This is a genomic window from Paenibacillus sp. GCM10027630 (genome assembly GCF_042676305.1).
In the GTDB taxonomy this organism is placed as follows: Bacteria; Bacillota; Bacilli; order Paenibacillales; family NBRC-103111; genus Paenibacillus_S.
Genome location: NZ_JBHTGY010000060.1, coordinates 103,527 through 126,523 on the forward strand (window position 1 = coordinate 103,527; position 22,997 = coordinate 126,523).

The 22,997-nt window shown below is 43.4% G+C and carries 22 protein-coding genes; 17 read left to right on the plus strand and 5 right to left on the minus strand.

Annotated features, from left to right (window positions below):
- Positions 1 to 79: 79 nt before the first annotated feature.
- The 7 genes from ACFQ0C_RS30575 (at position 80) to ACFQ0C_RS30605 (ending at position 6,700) form a co-directional block, all read left to right on the plus strand.
- Positions 80 to 1,651 (plus strand): extracellular solute-binding protein, encoded by a 1,572-nt coding sequence (locus ACFQ0C_RS30575; RefSeq protein ID WP_379372446.1) that lies wholly within the window; start codon positions 80 to 82, stop codon positions 1,649 to 1,651.
- Between the two features lie 136 nt (positions 1,652 to 1,787).
- Positions 1,788 to 2,339, plus strand: a complete 552-nt coding sequence (locus ACFQ0C_RS30580; RefSeq protein ID WP_379372448.1) for a sugar phosphate isomerase/epimerase family protein — start codon at positions 1,788 to 1,790, stop codon at positions 2,337 to 2,339.
- Between the two features lie 26 nt (positions 2,340 to 2,365).
- Entirely contained in the window at positions 2,366 to 2,635 is a 270-nt protein-coding gene (locus ACFQ0C_RS30585; protein ID WP_379372450.1) for a hypothetical protein, read from the plus strand.
- Positions 2,636 to 2,667: 32 nt separating this feature from the next.
- Positions 2,668 to 3,972, plus strand: a complete 1,305-nt coding sequence (locus ACFQ0C_RS30590) for an ABC transporter substrate-binding protein (protein ID WP_379372452.1) — start codon at positions 2,668 to 2,670, stop codon at positions 3,970 to 3,972.
- Between the two features lie 26 nt (positions 3,973 to 3,998).
- Positions 3,999 to 4,931, plus strand: coding sequence for a carbohydrate ABC transporter permease (locus tag ACFQ0C_RS30595; protein ID WP_379372454.1), 933 nt, complete (start codon positions 3,999 to 4,001; stop codon positions 4,929 to 4,931).
- A gap of 14 nt (positions 4,932 to 4,945) precedes the next feature.
- On the plus strand, positions 4,946 to 5,770 hold the full coding sequence (locus ACFQ0C_RS30600; RefSeq protein ID WP_379372456.1) for a carbohydrate ABC transporter permease: 825 nt from the start codon (positions 4,946 to 4,948) through the stop codon (positions 5,768 to 5,770).
- Positions 5,771 to 5,806: 36 nt separating this feature from the next.
- A complete protein-coding gene (locus ACFQ0C_RS30605) occupies positions 5,807 to 6,700 on the plus strand; it encodes a phytanoyl-CoA dioxygenase family protein (RefSeq protein WP_379372458.1) in 894 nt (297 codons plus the stop codon).
- Positions 6,701 to 6,791: 91 nt separating this feature from the next.
- Here ACFQ0C_RS30605 and ACFQ0C_RS30610 read toward each other — a convergent pair whose 3' ends face one another.
- Positions 6,792 to 7,169, minus strand: a complete 378-nt coding sequence (locus ACFQ0C_RS30610) for a winged helix-turn-helix transcriptional regulator (protein ID WP_379372460.1) — start codon at positions 7,167 to 7,169, stop codon at positions 6,792 to 6,794.
- Positions 7,170 to 7,313: 144 nt separating this feature from the next.
- On the opposite strand from ACFQ0C_RS30610, the gene ACFQ0C_RS30615 reads away from it, so the two are divergent.
- From ACFQ0C_RS30615 to ACFQ0C_RS30640, 6 genes are all read left to right on the plus strand, one after another.
- On the plus strand, positions 7,314 to 7,685 hold the full coding sequence (locus tag ACFQ0C_RS30615; protein WP_379372462.1) for a DoxX family protein: 372 nt from the start codon (positions 7,314 to 7,316) through the stop codon (positions 7,683 to 7,685).
- A gap of 184 nt (positions 7,686 to 7,869) precedes the next feature.
- The gene (locus ACFQ0C_RS30620; RefSeq protein WP_379372464.1) at positions 7,870 to 8,721 is read left to right on the plus strand and encodes an SDR family oxidoreductase; all 852 of its coding nucleotides are present in this window, start codon (positions 7,870 to 7,872) and stop codon (positions 8,719 to 8,721) included.
- 827 nt (positions 8,722 to 9,548) lie between these two features.
- Positions 9,549 to 9,788 carry a stalk domain-containing protein gene (locus ACFQ0C_RS30625; protein WP_379372466.1) on the plus strand — a complete coding sequence of 80 codons (240 nt, stop codon included), beginning with the start codon at positions 9,549 to 9,551 and terminating at the stop codon, positions 9,786 to 9,788.
- Positions 9,785 to 10,891 carry a low temperature requirement protein A gene (locus ACFQ0C_RS30630; protein ID WP_379372469.1) on the plus strand — a complete coding sequence of 369 codons (1,107 nt, stop codon included), beginning with the start codon at positions 9,785 to 9,787 and terminating at the stop codon, positions 10,889 to 10,891. Before ACFQ0C_RS30625 ends, ACFQ0C_RS30630 begins: the two co-directional genes overlap by 4 nt.
- Positions 10,892 to 11,143: 252 nt before the next feature.
- Complete coding sequence (locus tag ACFQ0C_RS30635; RefSeq protein WP_379372471.1) at positions 11,144 to 11,575, plus strand: hypothetical protein; 432 nt, start codon at positions 11,144 to 11,146, stop codon at positions 11,573 to 11,575.
- Between the two features lie 1,019 nt (positions 11,576 to 12,594).
- On the plus strand, positions 12,595 to 14,112 hold the full coding sequence (locus ACFQ0C_RS30640) for a malate:quinone oxidoreductase (RefSeq protein ID WP_379372473.1): 1,518 nt from the start codon (positions 12,595 to 12,597) through the stop codon (positions 14,110 to 14,112).
- A gap of 178 nt (positions 14,113 to 14,290) precedes the next feature.
- On the opposite strand, the gene ACFQ0C_RS30645 is transcribed toward ACFQ0C_RS30640, so the two are convergent.
- Together ACFQ0C_RS30645 and ACFQ0C_RS30650 are read right to left on the minus strand one after the other, a co-directional pair.
- The gene (locus ACFQ0C_RS30645; protein WP_379372475.1) at positions 14,291 to 15,052 is read right to left on the minus strand and encodes an SDR family oxidoreductase; all 762 of its coding nucleotides are present in this window, start codon (positions 15,050 to 15,052) and stop codon (positions 14,291 to 14,293) included.
- 14 nt (positions 15,053 to 15,066) lie between these two features.
- Positions 15,067 to 15,444, minus strand: coding sequence for a MerR family transcriptional regulator (locus tag ACFQ0C_RS30650; protein ID WP_379372477.1), 378 nt, complete (start codon positions 15,442 to 15,444; stop codon positions 15,067 to 15,069).
- A gap of 345 nt (positions 15,445 to 15,789) precedes the next feature.
- Between ACFQ0C_RS30650 and ACFQ0C_RS30655 the strand changes: the two genes are divergently transcribed.
- The gene (locus tag ACFQ0C_RS30655; RefSeq protein ID WP_379372479.1) at positions 15,790 to 16,383 is read left to right on the plus strand and encodes a YdeI/OmpD-associated family protein; all 594 of its coding nucleotides are present in this window, start codon (positions 15,790 to 15,792) and stop codon (positions 16,381 to 16,383) included.
- A gap of 78 nt (positions 16,384 to 16,461) precedes the next feature.
- Here the strand turns inward: ACFQ0C_RS30655 and ACFQ0C_RS30660 are convergent, their stop codons facing one another.
- Positions 16,462 to 16,866, minus strand: a complete 405-nt coding sequence (locus ACFQ0C_RS30660; protein ID WP_379372481.1) for a CBS domain-containing protein — start codon at positions 16,864 to 16,866, stop codon at positions 16,462 to 16,464.
- Positions 16,867 to 17,406: 540 nt separating this feature from the next.
- On the opposite strand from ACFQ0C_RS30660, the gene ACFQ0C_RS30665 reads away from it, so the two are divergent.
- Both ACFQ0C_RS30665 and ACFQ0C_RS30670 read left to right on the plus strand, forming a co-directional pair.
- Positions 17,407 to 18,012: a zinc dependent phospholipase C family protein gene (locus ACFQ0C_RS30665; RefSeq protein ID WP_379372483.1), complete on the plus strand. Its 606-nt coding sequence runs from the start codon at positions 17,407 to 17,409 to the stop codon at positions 18,010 to 18,012.
- A 711-nt stretch (positions 18,013 to 18,723) separates the two neighbouring features.
- Complete coding sequence (locus ACFQ0C_RS30670; RefSeq protein ID WP_379372485.1) at positions 18,724 to 20,568, plus strand: copper amine oxidase N-terminal domain-containing protein; 1,845 nt, start codon at positions 18,724 to 18,726, stop codon at positions 20,566 to 20,568.
- Positions 20,569 to 20,895: 327 nt separating this feature from the next.
- Here the strand turns inward: ACFQ0C_RS30670 and ACFQ0C_RS30675 are convergent, their stop codons facing one another.
- A complete protein-coding gene (locus ACFQ0C_RS30675) occupies positions 20,896 to 21,714 on the minus strand; it encodes a stalk domain-containing protein (protein ID WP_379372837.1) in 819 nt (272 codons plus the stop codon).
- A gap of 375 nt (positions 21,715 to 22,089) precedes the next feature.
- Here ACFQ0C_RS30675 and ACFQ0C_RS30680 point away from each other — a divergent pair, with 375 nt between their 5' ends.
- On the plus strand, positions 22,090 to 22,869 hold the full coding sequence (locus ACFQ0C_RS30680) for a sugar phosphate isomerase/epimerase family protein (protein ID WP_379372487.1): 780 nt from the start codon (positions 22,090 to 22,092) through the stop codon (positions 22,867 to 22,869).
- The last annotated feature ends 128 nt before the right edge of the window (positions 22,870 to 22,997 follow it).

Sequence of the window (22,997 nt, forward strand, 5' to 3'; positions counted from 1 at the left end):
TTTGAAGTATATTTTTCAGTTGTAAAAGGCTACGATACACCAAGAAACGACCCCCAATATTCCTACAGGAGGGAACTTCGTGAACAGAAAGACGCTAATTGCATGGCTGTCCTTAATAACAGCGATACTGCTGCTCTCTAGCTGCAGCGATACCGTATCCTTATACAACAACGGCAATGCACCATTATTAAGTAAAGCTGTGACGGATGGGAAGCGGAATAACGAAGTCATTTTAAAGCTCGTATTACCGGGTGAGACACCGCCCCATTACAGTGAAGTCATGGAGGTACTGAATAAGAAGCTTTCTGCATCTATTCATGCGACGTTGGATATTCAGTACATCCCCTGGAGCAGCTACAATAACCAATTGCTTGTGAAAATGGCTGCCGGCGAGGACTACGATTTCTTCTATAACGGGTACTGGCAAAACTATTCGCAGATTTTGAACCGGATGGGAGCCAAAGATGTTACTGATTTAATTGAAAGTTACGCTCCCGATTTATATAAGGGGCTTACCCCTGAATATATTAACTCTAATAAATATAACGGAAAGCTGTACGGGATTCCGATTCCAGGCCCGATCGAATATCCGCAGGGTTTTCATTTTCGGGCGGATCTTGCAGAGAAATACGGATACAATTCGAGCAACCTGGGTTCGCTTCAGCAGGTGGAGGAATTTCTGAAGAAGGTGTTGGCCGCAGAGAAGGCAAACGGCAGAGTAGGCATCAGATACAACGGTGAATACACGGGTGACTATAAAGCTATGGCTTTTCTTGGCACACAGCGTGAATTTGTTCCCAGCTATGATTTCAACTCCCCGGGCTTTCTGCTGAATAACGAACCCGTTGTCATCAATCAATTCGAGACCCAGCAGTACAAAGATTTTCTGAAATTGAAGAGACGGTGGTGGGACGAAGGGCTGATAGACAAAGATTCGTTGTTCAGCAAATCCTCTCTGGCGTCGGAACTGATCTCTGACACAAAAAGTCTTGGTTATATCAGCAATGCTCCGGAAGGCTATACGGGAGAGAACAGCGCGGGGCGGGCGAAATTTGATCCTGGAGCGAGATTGGACTATGTGTCCATCGAAGGAGAAGGTTTTAAAATGGTCAGCTCGTTTAAAGCCGGTAATTTTATCGTCATTACGCCCTCTTCCCGCAACGCCGAGAAGGTGCTGATGTTTCTGAATTTGCTGTATAAGGATAAAGACGTTAGAGACTTGTACTTGTATGGGATTAAAGGAAAAGACTTCATCCCGGTAGGCGATAAGGAGTTCAAATATCCAGATGGTATCGATCCTTCCAAAGTGTTTCAAAATTTATGGTGGATGGTAACACCTTGGTCCAATGCCCGAATTCCGGCATCTGCGACAGCTTCGGATAAGAAGTTTATCCAGATGAGCACCGATCCGAATAATTTTACCCGATCGGTCATATCGGGGTTTGATTTTAACCCCGATCCAGTCAAAACGGAAATATCCAGGGTGAACACGATTGTGGTGGAATACCGCAAAACGCTGGAAAGCGGCTCCGGAACCGATGTGCAGCAGAATGCCAAGTATAAGGAATTCATAGATAAGCTGAAAAAGGCCGGTGTAGACAAGATCATTGACGAGAAGCAAAGGCAAATCAATGAGTTTTTGAAAAAATAAAGAAAAAAAGTTGATTTCAACAAGGGGGTGATGTTTGGTTGTAAAATTAGCACTCTATTATATAGATTGCTGCTAAAAACTTATGAAACATAACATTCTTGGCTTGGATTAAATCAAATGGAAAGGGGAAGCACGAATGAAGTTGTCTGTATTCACTGCATCGACGCCGGACTTAACATTGGGTGAGACGATTTCAGCAGTAAAGGAAGCAGGTATAGACGGAATTGAATGGAGATTTGCCGATGTTCCCCGGGATGCGCTAGACGAGACGCCATCCTTTTGGAGAAACAATCTCTGTTCCATTCCCATTGCTTCTGAGAAGACGAAATGGTTCGAGTACAGGTTGGCGGCAGAAGAAGCGAATATAACCTCGGTTGGCGTCCTGCCGAATATGGCTGCAGGAGACCTGGTGACAACGGAGCGCCTCCTGCAGGCGGCAAGCTTCATGGATGCTTCATTTATCCGGTTGGGCGTTCCGTTATACAACGGAGACAAATCTTATTCAAAATTGTATGCCGATGCGCGGGAATATTTGAGCAAATCCGAACTATTATGCCGTAGTTATGGGGTTAAAGGAATTGTCGAGATTCATCACAACACGATCATCAGCAGCGCTTCGGCCGCCCGCAGGTTATGCGATGGATTCGATCCGGCATTCATCGGCATCCTGTACGACCTGGGAACATGATCTACGAAGGGTACGAGAACTTTAGGATGGGCCTCGACATAATAGGTCCGTATCTAGCCCACGTCCATGTAAAGAATGTGAGCTGGAACCGGGTAGATGGGGCAGAGGGGAATGATATTTGGAAGGCCGATTGGGCTGGCTTGCGCAAAGGCTGCGTCCCGTGGCCTCAGCTCGTCGGCGATTTAAAGACAGTCGGATACGAGGGGTATTTGGGTCTGGAGGATTACAGTGGAGAATTCGCAACGAAACAAATGCTTCATGAGTTTGCCCAATACTTTAAAACATTGTTAGGTTGAAAAATCCAAAACGTTTCGGGAGGACTGTTTTTATGAAGAAAACAAAACAATTGGTTGCGGGTTCCCTTTCCGCTCTGCTGCTGCTATCGGGCTGCGCCACCGGCGACACGAAACCTGCAGCATCCGGCACGAACGGCGGTACTACTGCTTCAAGCGCAGCTAAAGAAGCGCCCAAAAGCGATGTGACACTGACGATTTCCAGATGGGCGGGACCCCATGCAGACGATCAGGCTGAGCTGCTGAAGGAATTTGAGAAAGAAACGGGCATCAAGGTGAAGATGGATGCGATTGATTTTGGCCAATTGAAGCCTAAGCAGACTTTGAATATGTCGGGTAAAACCGGGCAGTACGATTTAATCTGGGCACAGGAATCGTGGATCGGGGAATACGTCAAATCCGGTTTTCTGGCCCCGCTGGATGATTATGTGAAGGAAGCTGGAAGCAAATACGATGCGGCTGATATGAACCCGAGCGCGATTAAAGCGTTTACCGTCGACAACAAGCTGTACGGGCTGCCGAATTTCGAGCAGATGCCGCTGCTCGTGTATAACAAAGAGATGCTTCAGGCCGAAGGACTGCAGCCTCCTCAAACGTGGGACGATACGCTGAAAGTGGCAAAGCACTTTTTTGACAAAGGAACGGGGATCGGCATTCCCGGAAAGCAAGGCAGCGCCAGCGTCAGTATCTTTACCATTTTGAAGCGTACCAACGGTTCGGATTATTTCAACGCTTCCGGTAAGCTGGAATTGGCGACGCCTGCGAATATTGAAACGATGCAATTTTGGAAAACGCTTGCTTCCTATTCAATGAAAGGCAGTACAACATGGTGGTGGGATGAGGTCACGAAAGCTTTGCAATTCGGACAAATTCCGCTTGGCATTACGCAATCGGGACTGTTCTCGCAGTTGGAGGACCCGACCAAGTCGAAGGTCAACGGCAAATTGGGATACGCACCGCTGCCATATAAGAAAAGTCCGGCCGGCTTAATCAACGTGTGGAGTTGGTGTTTGCCGCAGGACAGCAAGCATCCTAAAGAGGCGTTCCAGTTGGCAGCATGGTTGACCAGCAAGGAAACGGAGAAAAAGATGAGCCTCAAAAATGCCAGCCATATCAGTCTGCGCCAATCTCTCTTTAACGATCAGGAGCTTGTGTCGAAGGCGCCGTGGTTGCCTGCTGTAGGAACTGCTCTGAAAGACGGTATCACATCACCGCTTCAAGCAAACGCGCCTAAGCTTGTCGAAGCGCTAGGTAACGGTATGTCGAGCATTATTACTTCGGGCGCCGATCCTAAGGAAATATTGGAGAGAGTACAACAAGAGATTGCCTCGCAATTCTAAAAATCACATACGGGGGAGTAGAAAAAGTGGATAAACCCCAAGGCGGAACAGCAGTCATTAACTATCAGCAAAGCCGCATGATGAAGAAAAATCAAGCCAGCTTTCTGGCCGGTTTTCTAGTCCTGCCGGCAGCAGTCATCGTGTTTGTTGCGATGATTGTCCCTCTTGTTTATGCGTTGTTTATGAGCTTCTTTCAATACGGTTTAGGACAGGAATCCAAAGCAGTATTCGTCTTTTTTGACAACTATGTCCGGTTTTTTAAGGACCAGACGGCATTGCACTCCCTGTGGAATACGTTTCTGTTTATGGGGATGGCATTATGCTTGGAGCTTCTGCTCGGAATCGGTATAGCTGTATTACTGACGACAATCCCGGCGAAGCTGGCTAATTTCATGAGAGCATTATTTACAATGCCGCTGCTCATTTCCCATGTCATTGTTGGCTTAATTTGGCGGTATATGTATGATCCGACGTACGGTCTTGTTTATTATGTATTGTCCTGGTTCGGTCTGGAATCATTCGGCGGATTGCAGAAAACAAGCACAGCGTTATTCAGCATTGTGATCGCGGATGCCTGGCATGCGACTCCCTTCTTGATCCTTGTCGTCTCTGCCGGATTAACGTCCATACCGCATGATTTGTATGAAGCGGCCAAAATAGACGGAGCGGGTGCTTTCCAAACGTTAACGAAAATTACACTGCCGATGTTATCGAAGGTCATTATTGTTATTACTTTGATCCGGGGAACCGATGCGTTCCGCGTCTTCGATATCATTTTTGCGCTGACCGGCGGCGGGCCTGCCAACTCAACATCTTCGCTTAGTATTTATGCCTACAAGCAAGCATTTGAGAACAATGAGATGGGCTATGCGATGGCTGTGTCAGTCATTACACTAGTCGGTCTGCTCCTGATTTTTGGCTCGTTGATGAAAAACTCCGCTTCCGGCAAAGCAGGGTAAAGGAGAGATAATGAATGCTTAACCGCTTGCTCGGACACGGGTTCAAAACAGCTGCGCTAGGTTTGTTTACCCTATGGACTATCGTTCCTATCGCGCTTGTCATTAGCAACTCGTTTAAACGTGAAATGGACATTTTTACAAAGGTGCCTAAGCTATTTTTCACACCAACTATGGACAATTACGTCAATGTGTTCTTAAAAGGGGATTTCTCTTCCTATTTTAGCAATAGTGCGCTTGTCGCCATTGTGTCAACATTTATTGCCATTATTTTCGGTACATTGGCAGCTTACGGTTTGGTTGGTTTTAGTTCAAGATGGTCGGGTACGATTGCAAACGGCTTTTTATTAGGAAAGCTGGTACCGGCCATATCGATGCTGCTGCCATTGTTTACATTGGTCAGAGTATCGGGATTACTGGGCACGCTGACAGGACCGATTATCGCTCATGCGGCTTTGAATTTGCCCTTTATTATTTGGTTGATGATGGGATTTATCCGCGATGTGCCTACTGAACTGAGTGATGCGGCCAAGATCGACGGCTGTACGCCAATGCAGACATTTTGGAAAATCATCGTTCCTATTATTTTGCCCGGCATGGCGGCTGCTTTCATTCTGGCTATGCAGTATTCATGGAACGAGCTGTTGTTCTCGATGCAATTGACCAGCATGGACACGTATACGCTGCCGGTCGGCATCTCGACCTTCGTTGGCGCAATTTCAGTGGACTGGGGAAAAAGCAGCGCTGCTGCCACGATTACTATGTTGCCGATGATCATTATCGGGTTTTTCGTACAGAAGTATATCGCAACGGGCACAACCAGTGGTGCGGTAAAAGGATAATATCATTCATATTCGGATACAGGGAGGAAATGAGCAATGACAGTCATTACAGAAGAAATGAAGCTATTTTTCCAAGAAAACGGTTATATCTTAATTAAAAATGCAGTACCTAAAGAAAACTGCGAGCGTGCCGTAAACGCAATTTGGGAGTTCATGGGCAAGGACCCTGAAAACAAGGAAGGCTGGTACACCCCGCCAGCAGGAATGGACGAATTGTGGCATGACCAGCAAAGAGGCATGATACCTTTTATCCACCATCCTTCGCTTTGGGATAATCGTCAATTTCCGCGGTTATATCAGGCTTTTGCCGAACTGCTGGAGGAAGAGAAGCTGTGGGTGACGGTCGACCGTGTGAACATGAAGCCGCCGAAGAGAGAAGACAAGCCGGAGCTTAATACCAGCTTCATTCATTGGGATACGGACACGACAAATTTGACGTTCCCGTTGCCACGACCGCGTCCTTTGCAAGGTGTTCTGTTCTTGGAGGATACGAATATTCATCAGGGTGGATTCCGTTGTGTGCCCAGCATCTATAAAGAATTCGAGCAGTGGATCAAGGAGCAGCCGGCGGACAGAAACCCGATCAATCCGGATTATACGGGACATGAGGTGAAAGTGATTCCCGGCGAGGCAGGCGATTTGCTCCTGTGGGACGTTCTGGTTGCCCATGGCAATGGTGAAAATTTGTTCGATCGTCCACGACTGGCTCAATATATTACAATGTTCCCTGCCAAGGAAGAGTTGTTCGAAGAACGTAGAAGACTTGCGCTTGAAAGCTTGAAGAACAAAACTTCGATGCATCAACAGTCCAATAAGTTTAATCCGTTTCCTAAAGATCCGCGAGACTGGGAGCATGCTCATACGCCTAATGATCCCGAGCTGACCGCTCTGGGCAGAAAACTGCTTGGTCTTGAAGCCTGGAGCTGGTAATAATTATTGTTGGTGCATAAGAGGATGATTGGCTGATTAAGCTGCGGATGCTAAATACAAGGCAAGCACCCCGAATTTCTTTCCGGGGTGCTTACTTCCCTACAAGCTCATCATTTACCTCGAATGCTTCCACGGATTGATCTTTCCCATATAACTCGTTCAAATGCTCTACATGAGCCATTCCCCAATCATTCATCGCCTGTAATAGAGGGGTCATTTTTTTACCGTATTCAGTAATGGAATATTCAACTTTGGGGGGGATTTGGAGATATATCTCTCTATGAACGATATCATGATATTCTAATTCCCTTAATTGAGCTGTAAGCATTTTTTTTGTTATATCCGGAATTGCTTTTTGAAGCTCGCTAAATCTCATCGTACCGTTCGAAAATAGATGAAACAGAATAACAGGCTTCCATTTACCGACCAGGATCTCTAATGCAGTTTCGACTCTACAAGTATCAGACATTTGAAGTTCTCCTTTAGAAATAACATATCTATGTAAGGTATCATTTTGTATACTATGTTTATTTTAAGTGCCTACTTCCGATAATTTATCCTTGGCATTATTATAGCTCTATAAGTAAGTCATATACAAGGAGGAAGCGTCAAAATGAAGTGGGCAGTTCGAATATTGCAGGGCTTGGTTGGAGTTATGTTCTTATTGACCGGTTTTATGAAATTAAGCGGAAATCCAGATCAGATAGAAGCATTTAATGAGATTTACGGGTATGGTTCCGGTTTTATGTATGTGGCAGGAGGAATAGAAGTTCTCTCAGCAGCGGGGTTACTACTAGGGTTTTGGAGGAATAAGCTAGTTTCTGTATCTAGCGGTGCATTGATTATTGTTATGGCAGGAGCTGTATTTACGCATCTCAAGGCTGGTCAAGGTTTTGGCATCGCCGTCACGCCATTGGTGCTTTTGGTGTTGAGTTTACTTGTGTTTTTGGGGCAAAAAAAATTCATGAAACCCAGAACGGCTTAAAAGGGCATTCCCTTAATGAATAGCGCAACATGGATCTGCGAAAAATCGGAATTCACGATGTCTGAAACGCTTCTGCAAAGGAATCGACCCAAGGCGATTGTAATATTTTCCGGCCATTTTGAAAATGATATTACGACTATTGCCGCTATAAAATAAATAAGTTTACATAACGGAGGCATTTATTATGAAATTAATGGTAACTGGAGCAACAGGAAATCTTGGAGCTTTAGTCGTTGAAGCCTTACTGAAGACTGTTCCGGCAAAAAGTATCGCTGTAAGCGTGCGTGATCCGAAGAAGGCCGAACACTTGAGCGACCTGGGAGTCAATGTGCGGTACGGGAACTTTAATGAATATGAATCGTTGGTAGCAGCTTTCGCCGGCATTGACAGGTTGCTTATAATTTCATCAGGGGATTTGCAAAATCGAATTGAACAGCACATGACAGCTATAAGAGCTGCAAAAGAAGCTAATGTTGGCTTCATCGTGTATACAAGTGCACCAAATGCCACAGACAGCCAATTCGATCTTGCCAAGGACCATCGCGAAACGGAGGAAGCAATCAAAAAGTCAGGAATTCCATACTCCTTCTTGCGCAATAACTGGTATTTAGAAAATGAAATGGGAACGTTCCAAGCCGTTCTGAACGGAGCGCCATGGGCCGTAGCCTCGGGATCGGGCAAATTAGGTTGGGCAGCCCGCCGCGACTATGCTGAGGCAGCAGCCCATGTCCTTGCAGGACAAGGACATGAGAACACGATTTACGAATTGTCGGGCAAGCTGTTAACGCAAGATGAGCTTGCATCGATCTTTGAGGAAGCCATGAACCGTGAAGTAAGGGTTCTGCATTTAGACGACGAATCCTATGGCAAAATGCTGGGTAAAGTCGGTGTGCCTGAAGCGATGATTCCATTCCTTATATCTATGCAACGCGGGATTCGGGAGGGCGGGCTAGACGTTGAGAGCAATGATCTTCAACAATTACTAGGCCGTCCAGCTACACCGCTTAGCGAAGCCATTCGTCAAATGTTAAGCTAAATAGGTTTGATGACCAAGCAGAGTGGTAACGCGGAAAAGGGGCTGTCCCAAAAGTCATTTTGAGACAACCCCTCCACCATTTTATCCTGAATAGATGGTTACAAAAGAGCCCTCAATTCCACTTTAATAGTTGAAGGCTTTTTTGCATATTCTTGTGTATTCTTAGTGATGAATAAGATGAGGTCGCTTTCCAGCGCGTACTCATCGCAGGTATCGGGTTCGTGGTTCGTGGTTCATGGCTCGTGGTTCGTGTTTCGTGATTCATGGTTCGTGGTTCGGTTAAGGCATTGCATGGCAGTCTGGCACACTTCGTGCAATTATCAGGAAAATGTCAAGTTAGTTACTCCGAAAATAGCGTTCCAAGTCTTATAGCTGGAATTCCTCATGCTAATTCTACGTATTTTGGCTGATATCCACCATTTCACCTCTATTAGAGTTAGTTTTTCCAGTTAGATTGATTTCAGGCGATATCCACGCTGGATTAGCGTTACAATTTCCATCTATTTTCTTTCCTTCCGCAGCCGCCCGACAAATCCTAGTCTCCTCTAGATTGAAAGCAGCCTTTGAACATCGCTTCTCGCCCCATCACTTAAGCAACATCCAAAAAGCGGCCGAACTCATTTTTGGATCTTCGAACCCCCACTCTGAGAGGAATTTCCCTACAAAAAAGATGCTTCCATTTCCGCTTACATGGTGGTGAACGGGCAGGAAAATAGGTTTTTTTGGAGAATACTGAAAGGCAATATTATACTTAAGCTGAATCGGCTGAATGGTCAAAAACTAACAGAAATGAGAGGATTGCTATGCTTTTCACAAAGAGCCGGAGGATGAATAAGCGAAAAATTTTGTTTGGTACCCTGTGCTTGATGGTAGGGATGACGGTTCTCTTTAGCCAGAGCAGCGCAATGGCCGATGATTTTCAGGAAGCGAGGGTCACAGTAGACAACACCGAACTGGCGTTGGAAGTTCCACCTATAAACTATCAGGGGTCCGTGATGGTTCCCATGCGTTCAATCTTTGAAGCACTAGGGAATAACATCACCTTAAATTGGGGAGCAAAACGATGAATGAACACTCATTTGCTGAGAAGAAAGTTACCTGGCTGGAGTTATTTTATGATCTGCTGTTCGTAGCTGCAGTTTCTAAAGCGAGTCATGTCTTGTTGCATGTCGAATCTGGTTCAATTCCAATGGAATACTTATCCAAATTCATTCTTATATTTGTTCCGATTTGGTGGGCGTGGGTTGGGCAATCTCTTTTTGTAAACCGGTTTGGGCAAGACATCCTGTCACACCGAGTTTTTCTGATTGTACAATTATTTTTTGTGTTAATAATGACAGCAAGCCTGTCGGTTAATTTTGATCAATACTATGTTCCATTCTTAATAGGCTATATTGGGTTAAGAGCTATGACCGCCATTCAATATCTTTCGGTACATAAAAAAGAAGAAGATCATAGAAAAATCACTGCCCGTTATTTGGGGAGTCGTTTTTGGATCGGATTGGTGATCTCATCTTTATCCATTTTCTTTGATTCTTGGATTCGTTATTTAATTTTGTATGCGGGAATTATTGTAGACATATTGCTCCCATTAATCGGCCGGCAATACTTAGTGAAAAGCCCTATAAATACTCACCACTTATTAGAACGCTTCTCGTTGTTCACACTCATTCTTCTTGGTGAATCAGTGATCAGTATACTTGCAGTATTGCAGCAGTCTAACTACTGGACGTGGCAATCTATTTTGTTTGCGTCAATAACTTTTTTATTAATTATTGCTATATGGTGGCAATATTTTGATAATGTTGAAAAGAAAGTGAACAAGAGCATAGAGACGGCCGGGCAGACCATAATTTACGGCCATTTATTCATTTATTTATCCTTGTGTATGCTTGCAGCTTCAATCCAATTGCTATTTCTGGAACAATTAAATTATACATTTATGCTAAGTTTTATTTTTGGATCTGTACTGCTCTACTTCTTCTCAACCTCGCTGGTTTTCCATAAATATAGGCACATCCATCAACGATTGGGGATACTCCATTTAGTTTTGTTATTAGGTTTACTTGGAGTTTTTTTCATAGTAGATTTATTTTTCCTTGTACCCAATTACTTGATCATTGGAGAGATGATGTTGTTTTTTGTTGTATATGCTAAATTAACGACTTGAGCTTTTCTTTTTTTGAGTATGTGAACGATAGAGCGATGTTTACCAGAAAAAGCTGGCTGACGAGCTCGCGGCGGAAGGCGAACATGCCGTGGTCATGATGGGATCAGGGTAATTCCTTATTGTTCCACAGGAAGCTATGTAGCGAAGTGCTAACTTAATTCCATGTCAATATTACAAAAAACCATCTCAAAATATAGCGTGATTCTGTAAAATATAGGTAGAAATCCTTACTATTATTTTAGGAGGCTTAATATGCCCGGAATCTCTATAGAAGAAGCTCGTTCTTTTGGTATTGAAACTAAATATGATTTGATGCCGAATGGTGAACGTAGATTCAGATTAAATTGTTCAACTGATGGAAATTCGTATTGTCGAACAGTAGCCTCAGAGAATGGTGCTTGGCAAAATAGCCATTACCATAAGTCGGTATCAGAGTTTTATATTGTACAGTCAGGATGGATTGTGTACGCGGAAAAAAGAGAAGGTGAATTAAAGTTTCGGTTATTGCGGGAAGGGGAGAATGTCTCATTCGAACCATTAGTTCATCATAACATTTATTTGTCTTCAAACTCAGTCATACACACTATAAAATATGGTCAAGCTCTAGACAATGACTGGTTCGCCTCCCCGGAATTAGATAATCTGACAAAACATTTACATCCAAATGCCCTGTTTTCATTGTAGAATGGATGGTGGCATTGGCCCCAACGGGACACTCAATTATTTACCAGGACGAAGCTGTCTGACATGATGCGGCAGTCTTTCGCTAGCTTGAATGGCAATACTCGGAAGGTGGGGGTCCAAAATAATAAAGAATTATTTTAGTGGCTCAGCCTCAAAATCAGTGCTTGATCCTCTTCCGAACATCAGTCCTTAAAAAAACTGCAAACATGCAGTTATTTTCTAACAAAATTGCTGTTTAGACAACATACCTGCAAAAATACATCAATTTTCATGGAAAACTCTCCCGTCCAGCTAACAATGAAAAAATAACTGCACATTTGCATGAATTCAAAAAGACTGCCGATATCAAGCCAAAAAGATGTATAGATGCAGGTTTTTAGGAAGAGGCAATGGCTTTGAATCGAATAATTCGTATTAAGCCGTGTGTGCTACCATTGTCGTTCTTAAGGTTTTGTCTACAGTTGAACAGGGCACGGCACGTAAGACAATCGAATAACTTCTTCGTCAAGCGCTGATTTCATTTTTGAGCCATTTTAGTAACACTATAAATAGGTAGTGCAATACTATATATAGACCTTCTATTGAAGATGTTCTGTTGCATGCAAAAGCTCTAACTAAGGCAGTACTACAAAGAAAAGTTTTACGCCTCTGAGTAATTAAGCTCCCTCTAGAAACAAGAGTTCAATAATAGCAAGTACGAGGCTGCCGGCACAATTAGGCGGCCTCGAAACGCTATCAGACACAATTCATTTCACAAGTGGATTGGATTGCTCTATGATTTCACAATAATGATACAAATGAAGCAAGATAAAGGTTATAATAGGATTAGTGAAAACTAAAAAAAAAGGTACAAGGACATGCACAATTATTTTAATATATAATTAATAATGATACACTATGATAGGGTTATAATTGATCCAGAAAAGATGTGTGACTAGGTCGCGCTTTGGCTTGCTGTGGCGCCTAAACAGGATCGCCTACATCCTTTCTGAAAATATTAGGGTATAAGGACGGTAAAAATGAGCAACAGACAAACTAAAACAGACGTTATCTTAATTGGTGCCGGAATCATGAGTGCTACTTTGGGTTCACTGCTGAAAGAATTAGTACCGGACTGGGAAATTACAGTGTTTGAGAGGCGCGCAAATGCAGGAGAGGAGAGTTCTAACGAATGGAATAATGCGGGAACGGGGCATTCTTCACTATGCGAGCTTAACTACACTGTCGAACAACCGGACGGATCCATAGATATTAGCAAAGCTATAAAAGTTAATGAAGAGTATCAGGTTTCAAAGCAGTTTTGGTCTTATCTTATAAACAGCAATTTGATACGTAATCCGCGGGATTTTATCATGCCAGTGCCTCATATGAGTTTTGTACAAGGGGAGCAAGATGTAACATTTTTAAAAAAGCGTTTTGAAGCACTGTCTAACAATCCCCTGTTTCAAGGGATGGAATTTTCCGATGATCCGGTAAAACTGATGGAATGGATTCCACTTATGATGCAAGACCGGAAAATGAATAAACCAATAGCGGCAACAAGAATCGAATCTGGAACGGATGTCAACTTTGGCGCTTTAACGCGGCTATTGTTTGCCCATTTAAAGAGTAAAAATGTGGATATAAAATTCAAACATGATGTTGATGATATTAAACGTACTAGCGACGGCTCTTGGGAGTTGAAAGTGCGGAATGTCGATACCGGTACCGTCGAACGACGTACTGCAAAATTCGTCTTTATCGGCGGCGGGGGAGGAAGCCTGCATTTGCTGCAAAAATCCGATATTCCTGAAGGAAAAGGTATTGGAGGATTTCCGGTAAGCGGACTATTCATGGTGTGTCAGAAACCGGATATTGTAGCGCAGCACCATGCAAAAGTGTACGGCAAAGCTTCTGTGGGTGCTCCTCCCATGTCTGTTCCGCATCTTGACACAAGAGTTATCGACAAAAAGGAATCGTTGTTCTTTGGACCGTTTGCAGGCTTCTCACCCAAGTTCTTAAAATTTGGTTCCATGCTCGATTTGGTAACGTCCGTAAAAACGCATAATCTTGTTACTATGATGGCGGCCGGCGTAAAAAACGTTCCATTGACAACATACCTGATCAAGGAAGTTATGTTATCAAAAGAGAAGCGCATGGATGCTCTACGGGAATTTGTCCCGGACGCCAAAAGCGAAGATTGGGAATTACTAGTGGCAGGCCAACGTGTGCAAATTATCAAAGATACCGCTGCCGGAAAAGGAACGCTTCAATTTGGTACGGAAGTCATTAATGCCGCTGATGGCTCGATAGCTGCTTTGCTCGGTGCTTCTCCGGGTGCTTCTACAGCCGTTTCCGTTATGCTTGAGGTAATAAAAAAATGCTTCCCGCAGCATTTGAAAGCGTGGGAGCCGAAAATTAAAGAAATGATTCCTTCTTATGGCGTGTCACTCATGAAAAAACCAGAGCTAATCAACGAAATTCATAGTTCAACGGAGCGGACGCTTGGTCTAAGCGAAAACTTGCCGTTACAGATAGCACGCCGGACGGTATCATAAATAACGAAGCTATGCTATTGATAATTCATTATGAGCATTCATTCCAAATGCTAGCTCAATGAATAAGAAAGCTCCTGCAGATGCAGGAGCTTTTACTAGTTGTTCGCTGCCTATAGATAAAACAGAATTAGTTCTTCATAATCTGGGGAAATAAAGTATTAGACTGACGGTGCATTAGTTATTCAATGGTGTTTTTCGTTGCCTTATACATATTTTCTACGTATTCGTCGACTTCATCTCGTGACATGCGTAAGCGATTCACAGAAGTACCGTATCCAATTTCCTTTTTACCCTCTGCTAATCCTTTGAAAATTCCATCTGCGAAGGCATCTAACGGTTCTCCATGCGTATGCAGCCCCGCTCCGCCTAAATCTGTATTCACTGCCGGAGGAGCAACCTCAATTACTTCTACAGACGTATCAGAAAGTTGATGTCTCAGACTCATTGTAAATGAATGAAGCGCCGCTTTTGTTGCTGAATAAATTGGAGCAATCGCAAACGGTGTAAAAGCTAGCCCAGATGTCACGTTAATGATAGTCGCCTCTTCTTTTGTTGCAAAAAATGGAGCGAACAGCATAGAGAGATGAAAAGGTGCTTCAATGTTGGTTGTGATTTCTTTACTGAAATAACTCCAATTGTTCTTCGCTTCTGCTTTTAACACATTAAAGCGTTGTTGGATTCCTGCATTGTTAACTAACACATTCACTTCTGGATAGTTCGCTGTTACCCAATCAAACAATGCTACACGCTCGGATTCAATATCCAAATTACTTACACGAGTAATAAGGCCAGGAGATTTTTCTTTCGCATTTTGAAGTACATCTTCACGTCTTCCACAAATAATGACTTTATTTCCAGATTTTATAAAGCGCTCTGCAAAAGCTAATCCTATTCCTGAACTTCCGCCTGTAATAAGTATTGTATTTCCTGAAAGTTTCATTATAGTTCCTCTTCTCATTTTTCTTTTCTTTCCTGAGTGCGCTTTGTATAACGTGTAATTTTTACGTCTATTCCTTTTAAGGATTCTGTCATCAACGAAATTTCAGCTTGCACAGCTTGCTTGTGCTTCTTCATCAATTCAAGTCGGAGTTCAATGGTGTTATCTCCTTCTACTATCCAATCCATATATTTATTAATACCATTTATTGGAATATGAGTATTTTTTAAACAAATAACCGTTTCAAGGAGTGCAATTTGATCTTCTGAAAATAACCGTCTACCCGTTTCATCACGCTCAATTAGTGGTAGTAGTCCTTTTTTTTCATAATAACGTAATGTTGATTCTGGAATATTGAATTTGGCTGAAACTTCGCTAATTGAACAATACTTCATCTGGAGGCCTCCAAATTTTTATCTTTCATTGTCGACAGGAATAGGATACATCTTAAACCATGGTTTAAGTCAACAAAAAATTATTTTAATCTGTTGAAGGAAAAAAATGAATCGACTAGAATCTGTACGCAAACTGTACAATCCATAAAAAAGCCGTACAATTGAATCTATGAGTCGCAGAGGCGAGAATGTATTCCTATTATGTATCCAGATCACGATCATAGCCCGTGTCTGCCAGCATGGATTGGGCGCAAGTGGGGGCAAGCTAACTAAAAAATAAGTAGATTTTGAAAACGAACTGTTATTTTGAAAACACTATATTATGATGAAGAGAGGTGCTCTTTGATGACAAATAGCAGTATGAATCCTAAGGTTGATGGATTTTTAAGTAAGGCTAAAAAGTGGAAGGAAGAATATGAGAAGTTGAGAAGTATCGTTCTTGACTGTGGGCTGACCGAAGAATTTAAATGGATGCATCCTTGTTACACTTTTCAGAATAAAAACATAGTTTTAATACATGGATTTAAAGATTACTGTGCACTTCTGTTTCACAAAGGTGCCTTGTTAAAAGATGCCCATGGTATCCTAATCCAACAAACGGAGAATGTACAGGCGGCACGCCAGATTCGGTTCACCAATGTTCGAGAAATAGTTGAGATGGAAACCATCTTGAAAGCCTATATTTATGAGGCTATTGAGGTTGAAAAATCCGGTTTGGAAGTGAATTTTAAAAAGAATACAGAATACATAATTCCTGAAGAATTTCAAACTAAATTAGATGAAATCCCTGCTTTGAAAACTGCTTTTGAAGCTTTGACGCCGGGACGGCAAAGAGCATACCTTCTTTATTTTTCTGAACCCAAACAATCCAAAACTCGAGAGTCAAGGGTTGAAAAATATATGCAGCAAATTCTCAATGGAAAGGGATTAAATGATTAGTAAAGGAGATTATAAGAACAGAGATAAGGCTGCCGACGAGCAGCAGCCTTCATCATCCGCAAGATCAGGTCATTCCAACTAATCAGAAATATTACGGGTATAGTATTCGATTATATCTTTGCGGCGAATAATGCCTAGGAAGACGCGATCAGCGTCTACGACAGGAACGAAGTTCTGATCAGCCGCCAGCGCCAGCATATCGTCCAAATCGGCGTTGATCTCGACGCATTCGACTTTCATCCGTTTTTTGATGGAGACGACAGGAATTTCGTGCATCGTATCAAAGCTGAGTCCGGGTGTGGCTTTCAGCTTCCATAACAAATCTCCCTCGGATAGCGTTCCAAAATATAAGCCATTTTCGTCCAAGATCGGAATGGCCGTATAGTGGCTTGCCTCCAATTTATTCATGGCTTCTTTCATATTAGAGGATGTCATGAGGTAAGAGACCTCGTTCTTGGGATATAGAAACGATTTGATGTCCATTGAATCACACTCCTTTTATCTATTAAAGCATATTTCGTCGCTGGGCGCATGTGGAAGTGACTGGGCCATGCCAAATATTATGGAATAAGGATGCTAAAATCATGTCGAAGACAAGAACATAATCCGAATTAAGTCCGTGCAAATAGCGGGCTTTTTTGTGTTTTTGCGATTTTTCTTACCGATCTGCAAAGCCGGTGCGATCCATGGTCACGTTAGTTCAGCGGTGTTGCTTATACCATTCGATCAAAATAATAGTAAAAACATATTGTACGGAAGTATTGGACAGGCGAATGACACTTTAGCTCAATAAACATCAAGATCACGCAGACTGCCGGCACGAATGGCAGTCTTTGTTCACCTAACGGCAGTTTAATGGAACGAATTAATGTGACTCCTGATTATGGAGCAGGATACTGCAGTATATTTGTTATCCTTTTGTCATTGGCATGTTAGTTGACGATTATTGAATTATATCCAAGTTTATCCGAATATAAGTGGCATGTGAATATTGCTATCTATCGCTAATAAGGGGGCATGCAGATGGGTTCAAGAATTATGCACTATTGTATTTCATCTCTATTAAGTGACAAGTTAGGTATTGATAACCGGAATGAGTTTATGCTCGGGGGGATTGCACCTGATATACATGGATTCATGGGAGTTGCAAAAGGAGTAACACATTTTAAGGATATAGACGCATGTGGAAAAAGTCGAATAAACTACTTGCGGTTTTATGCTACTTACAAGGATGTTATGAATAAACCCTTTTATCTCGGCTATTTATGTCACTTAATTTCGGATGTCGTTTGGTTGGAGTTATATTTGAGAATCGTGGAATTCGCAACTCCTGAGCAATTGAAGGAGAAAGCGCAAGTTGCATATCGTGACTTCGCAAGATTAAATGGACGAATTATTAAACAATATTCTCTGAAACTTCATCAGCATATGCTGCCTACCGTGAACATTGACGGATTTAACAGCGACTACTTACCTGCCTTACTTGATTGGATGCGAAAGGACTTTTCAATTGATGAAGTCCTCATGAATGAAACGCTGGAACTGTTTAACGACAATAACTGTGAAATCATTGATTATATTAACAGGTCGGTTGACGAGAGTATGGCGTTTTTATCCAGTATGAAATAGACTATGCAAAGAGGCTTAATACCGAAATCAGCGCTTGAAGAAGTCATTCGATTTCGTTTCTTTGTCCAGCCTAGCCCTGGACAAAAGCTAAAGAACGGTAATGACAGCACACACGACTTTATTCGAATTTATTCGACTTGAAGCCATGGTCTTCTCCCAAAAACCTGCATTCATACAGCCATTGGCCGATGTATATCCGAAGTCTTATTGAATTCCTGCAAATGTGCATTTATTTTTTCATTCTTAGCTGAAGCGGAGCGTTATCCATGAAAATGGATGTACTTTTGCAGGTTTGTTCTCTCTACAGCAATTCCGGTAGGAAAATAACTGCAGTTTTGCAGGATTTTGCGAGGGCTAATGGTCGGGGAGAGGGTCAAGTGCTGATTTTGGGGTTGAGCCTGTAAAGAAGAACTATATTTTGAAAAAACCAATAATAAAAAAAGGGATGTATTTAAAGTATACCTATTTTTGTCATTCTTACTTATCAGCTTGCCCGGTATAGAGATTGCTTTCATAGATGTTTGCAAAGGTGTGTCGCAGTTTATCCAAGGGTCAACAGGGTGCGCCAAGTAAAGCGAAAAGCCAAGGGGTCAAAGTGAATCAAGGCTCAAAAAGACTAGTAAGTACCGCTTCAATTTTAATAGTGAATGGTATAATATAGAAAGATAAAAAATACCCCTAATAATAGAGGATTATGGAAGAGGAGAAAGTATGAAGCTTAAATTATCAATCATCATAGTCATCCTACTGTCTTCTCTGATGAGTACGGCAGCCGCAGCAGCCAGCGGGGAGTCTGCCCCCCCTTTAAGTATTCAGCGAATTCCCGTGGAGCATCCGGTGAAGAACGTCATCGATAATACCGCCGCTTATCTGAACGGATGGAATAGTGTGATGTCACCCTTGGTGATGCAGGTGAACGCAGATGGTACGACTAGCGTGGGGGTCGCCGAAGAGAAAGGGCCAATCCATATTTATGAATTAGATGCGGATTATGGCGTCAGCAAGCATTTGACCATCCGCCGGGAGCTCCCGCTCTTCGGCAGCTATGCGAAGGATAGGGAAGGCAATTATTACATTCTGTTTGGACAAGAGCTCGAAGAAAATCAAGAGAAAGAGACTGCCATTCTCCTCGCTAAGTATCGTTCAACGGGCGAGAAGGTCAGCGAGTTACGCATATCCGGTGACGATCCGGATACATTCTGGAGCGATAAATATTGGGGGGTAAAAACGCCCTTTGCGAATGGAAATTGCAAGCTGGTCATCAGTGACCAAACGATAACCGCGTATTTCGGCAGGCTGATGTTTAAATCATCCGTGGATGGATTAAATCATCAGGCGTCTTTTGGGTTTGCAGCTTCGACCGATACCTTGAAGAGAGTCTTTGATGCCAATGGAAGATTCTCAGCATCGGCCGGACATTCCTTTGACCAGGCGGTGCTTTATGACGGTCAGGATCTGCTTTTTGTTGATCAAGCCGATGCTTCACCAAGAGGGTTCACGTATTCGAAGCGGTCGTTGAAGGGGCAGCGACTACAGAACTGGTACATTCCGTTCAAGTTCAAGCAGGGGAAGGTCTATCAATACACGTACGCCCAATTGGGGGGCGTGGTCTCGACAGGTGAGCAGTACTTGTTCGCAGGAGTATCGGAGATGACGGATAGGATCGACCCTGCATCGGAGCGCCAGAATGAATCGAGGAATATTTATCTGCAGACAGTCAGCCGGTCGCTGGATCAGCATAACGAACCGATCTGGATTACAGATTATACCGATATGAAAGAGGAGAATGCCGCACACTCGAAGCTGCTGAGCCTTGGTGGTGACAAGTACCTGGTGCTCTGGGAGAAACAGAAGGATACAGGATTCGGTAGCAATAGCAGCTACATCACGACCTACATGGCCCTCGTCAACGGCCAAGGCAAGGTCCTTAGGACGGAAGAGATGTCGGGGATTCGGTTGGGCATCGGCGTAGAGATTCATTACAACCCGGTGAGGCAATCCGTCCAATGGGTGCTAAGCGACGATCGTGCGGTGAAAGTCTATGAACTAAAGCCGTTGGTTTATACGACGGGAACCCCTCCTACGGAGCGCCAAATTGTGGTGAAAGTCGTAAACGATGCACCTCCCAAAGCGTTCGATGAGAACGACATTGGCATTCGCTTGAACGGGAAATACGTGGATGTAAATCCGAAGGCAAAGCTGGTGGACGGATCGACGTTCATACCCCTACGGGGTGTGTTAGAAGCCATGGGGGCTACCGTGAAATGGTCACCTCCGCCAAGCGGCGTAATGAATTGGAAGGGAGAAAGCTCGAAGCCGGATTATCTCGGTACGGTGAAGATTGTCCTTGGGTCGACCACGATTGAGCTCTACATAGGAACGGCGCGAGCGGTTATCAATGGGGAATTAGCAATGCTGGCGGATGCTCCATTCATCTCAGAGGATGGGTCCACCTACGTTCCGCTTCGACTCGTCAGCGAAACGCTGGGGGCGCAGGTGCAGTGGGAGCCCGAACACTGGACGGCGGTTATTGATACGTTGAACGTCACGCGTTAATCTCTGCTCAGCAGCTTATGCAGGAGCTGCGTCAGGCTGTTGATTCCAGACTTTGCACATACAGCTTTTTTCATTAATTTATAGATGCTTGGTGATTTCTTTATTGATGAACCTTATCACAAATGACTTAAATATTTTAAGAGCCTCCCGAGACTAGGGAGGCTCTTTCTAGTGGTCTGTTAGTCAAAAGCGATGAAAGCAGCGAAAGAGACGTTCCCAATACTGGTCGAGTATCCATTCCTAGTGGGGACGCAATCATGTATGTCCGAAACCCCCAGGAAGGATATAAGGCTGCCGGTCATCCATTGCTCTGCAGCCTATCTGCGTTTAAGGAAGATTACGAATGCTAAAACCAACCAATCCATTAGCCATGCTGCGATTGAAGTTATGCGTGAGGATCTCGGATGATCCGTTAATGATCCCATATTGTAGATGAGCGCCTTCCTTTTGTCTTAAATAATAAAATCCCGGTTTCAGCGAAACACCGTTAAGATCCTTACCATCCCAGTTCCAGGCCGGCGACTGAACGCCCCAAAACATGTCGTTATTCGCTGCTGGAATCGGTAGCCCTTTGATATGTACCGGGCCATCCTTCAAAGGAGTATGTTCGATAGATCCTTCCCATACGATCTTGCTGATTCCGTCCTCGTCTGCTCTTACGATTTCCAAACCGATCTTGAACCCGTTCATCAGCACAATATCCTGTTTACTAACGTTATAAATCGAAGCTTGAAATTGATATGTGCGGTCCTCCAAAGGTTTATTTTCCTCTGGATTTACTTCTGCCATGTTCAGCATTAGGGAAAGCGGGGCGTCTCTATGATTGCCAGGTTGCATCAAGAAGGTCAAGTGCCATCCTTGTTCTGTTGAACCGCTGTAGGGAGAACTTAGCGAAACACTGCTTTGCTCGTTTGTAGGGCCTTGCTTGTAATCGACCTGGTGGCCAAGCTGTTCAGAGAAAAAACGGAGGGGGACATACGTTTGATTGTTGTAGTTCAGTATCGGGCTTTCCGTAGGAAGTGCCTGAGCTTTTTGATTAATTACTACTTGAATGGGAAACAGTACTGCTTTCACGGCTTCGGCCGCAAAAACAGTCGTCATACCGGTCACTAACAGTCCGGCACTTAGAGCAAGCGTTAAAGGCACTTTTTTCAAGGCAGCACACACTCCATCACTCAGCATTAATCATTCTAAGTTAATGGACGCAACGAAGGCGACAATGGTTGCGCAAATGGAGGAATCTTCTCATTTCAAAAAAATGAGATATATAAAGATAAACGAAGATCTCATTTTCTGAAAACTCCATAATCAGGCATCGTAGGGCGAATGTATGTTTCTATCCAGAAAGCTAACGTGTGTTTTTAAGGTTTGCCAATTAATAAATAGTATAATAACATAGCTTCACAAGGACCAATTATTGGGAACCGAGGAGGATTATTTATTATGAATTTACCAGTAATAAATAATCAGCAAGCAATTTGAGCGCGCAATGATGGAAAAAAACAAGAAAGGAAGCGGCTTATGATTACCATTTATGATTGGTTTGGCTATGAATTGCCGATTAAGGATCGCTATCAGTTAATAAAAGAGGCCGGATTTGATGGCGTTTTATTATGGTGGAGTGAAGACTTTAATCGGAACGATTACCGCAATGGGCCACAAATTGCGCGAGAAGCGAGTCTTTTTATAGAAAATATCCACGCGCCTGTCAAAAACCAACACAGCCTCTGGTTTGACAATCTGGACGGTGAAGCCTTAACCGATTGTTATTTGCAATGTGTTGCAGATTGCGCCGAATTTGAGATTCCAACAATGGTGGTGCACCTGCCCAAAGAAGATAATCCATATAATGCATTGGGACTGGATAGAATCAAGAGAATCACTGAAAAAGCTGAACAGCTTGGTGTCAATGTTGCACTGGAGAATTTACGGAATCTTACCAATTTGGCCTATGTGCTGGAGCAAGTGGATTCCCTACGTATCGGATTCTGTTATGACTGCGGACATCACTACCGCTACTATCCAGGCGTTGATTTATTATCTATGTACGGTTCCCGGGTGATGGCACTCCATTTACATGATAATAACGGAAGTCGTGCCCAACACGGGTTACCCTTTGACGGCACGATTGATTGGTCTACAACCATGAAAAAAATTGCGCAAACGGATTATTCAGGTGCAACTGCAATAGAGCCCATGAATTGGGATTATGAGGATTTAACGGCTAAAGAGTTTTTACATAAAGCGTTTGAGCGAGCAAAAAGACTGGAAGCATTACGCTGCGCAAGCTCGGTGAAGTAGTTGGCAATTTCGTGTTTGGCGGCGACAGAGCCCTTTTGGAAGGGCAGCACACGGCTTTTTTTAGCGTGTAAATAGGTGTAAGTTTGGTCTGTTTTCTGTAGAATGAGAATAAGGAGTTATTCCATAGC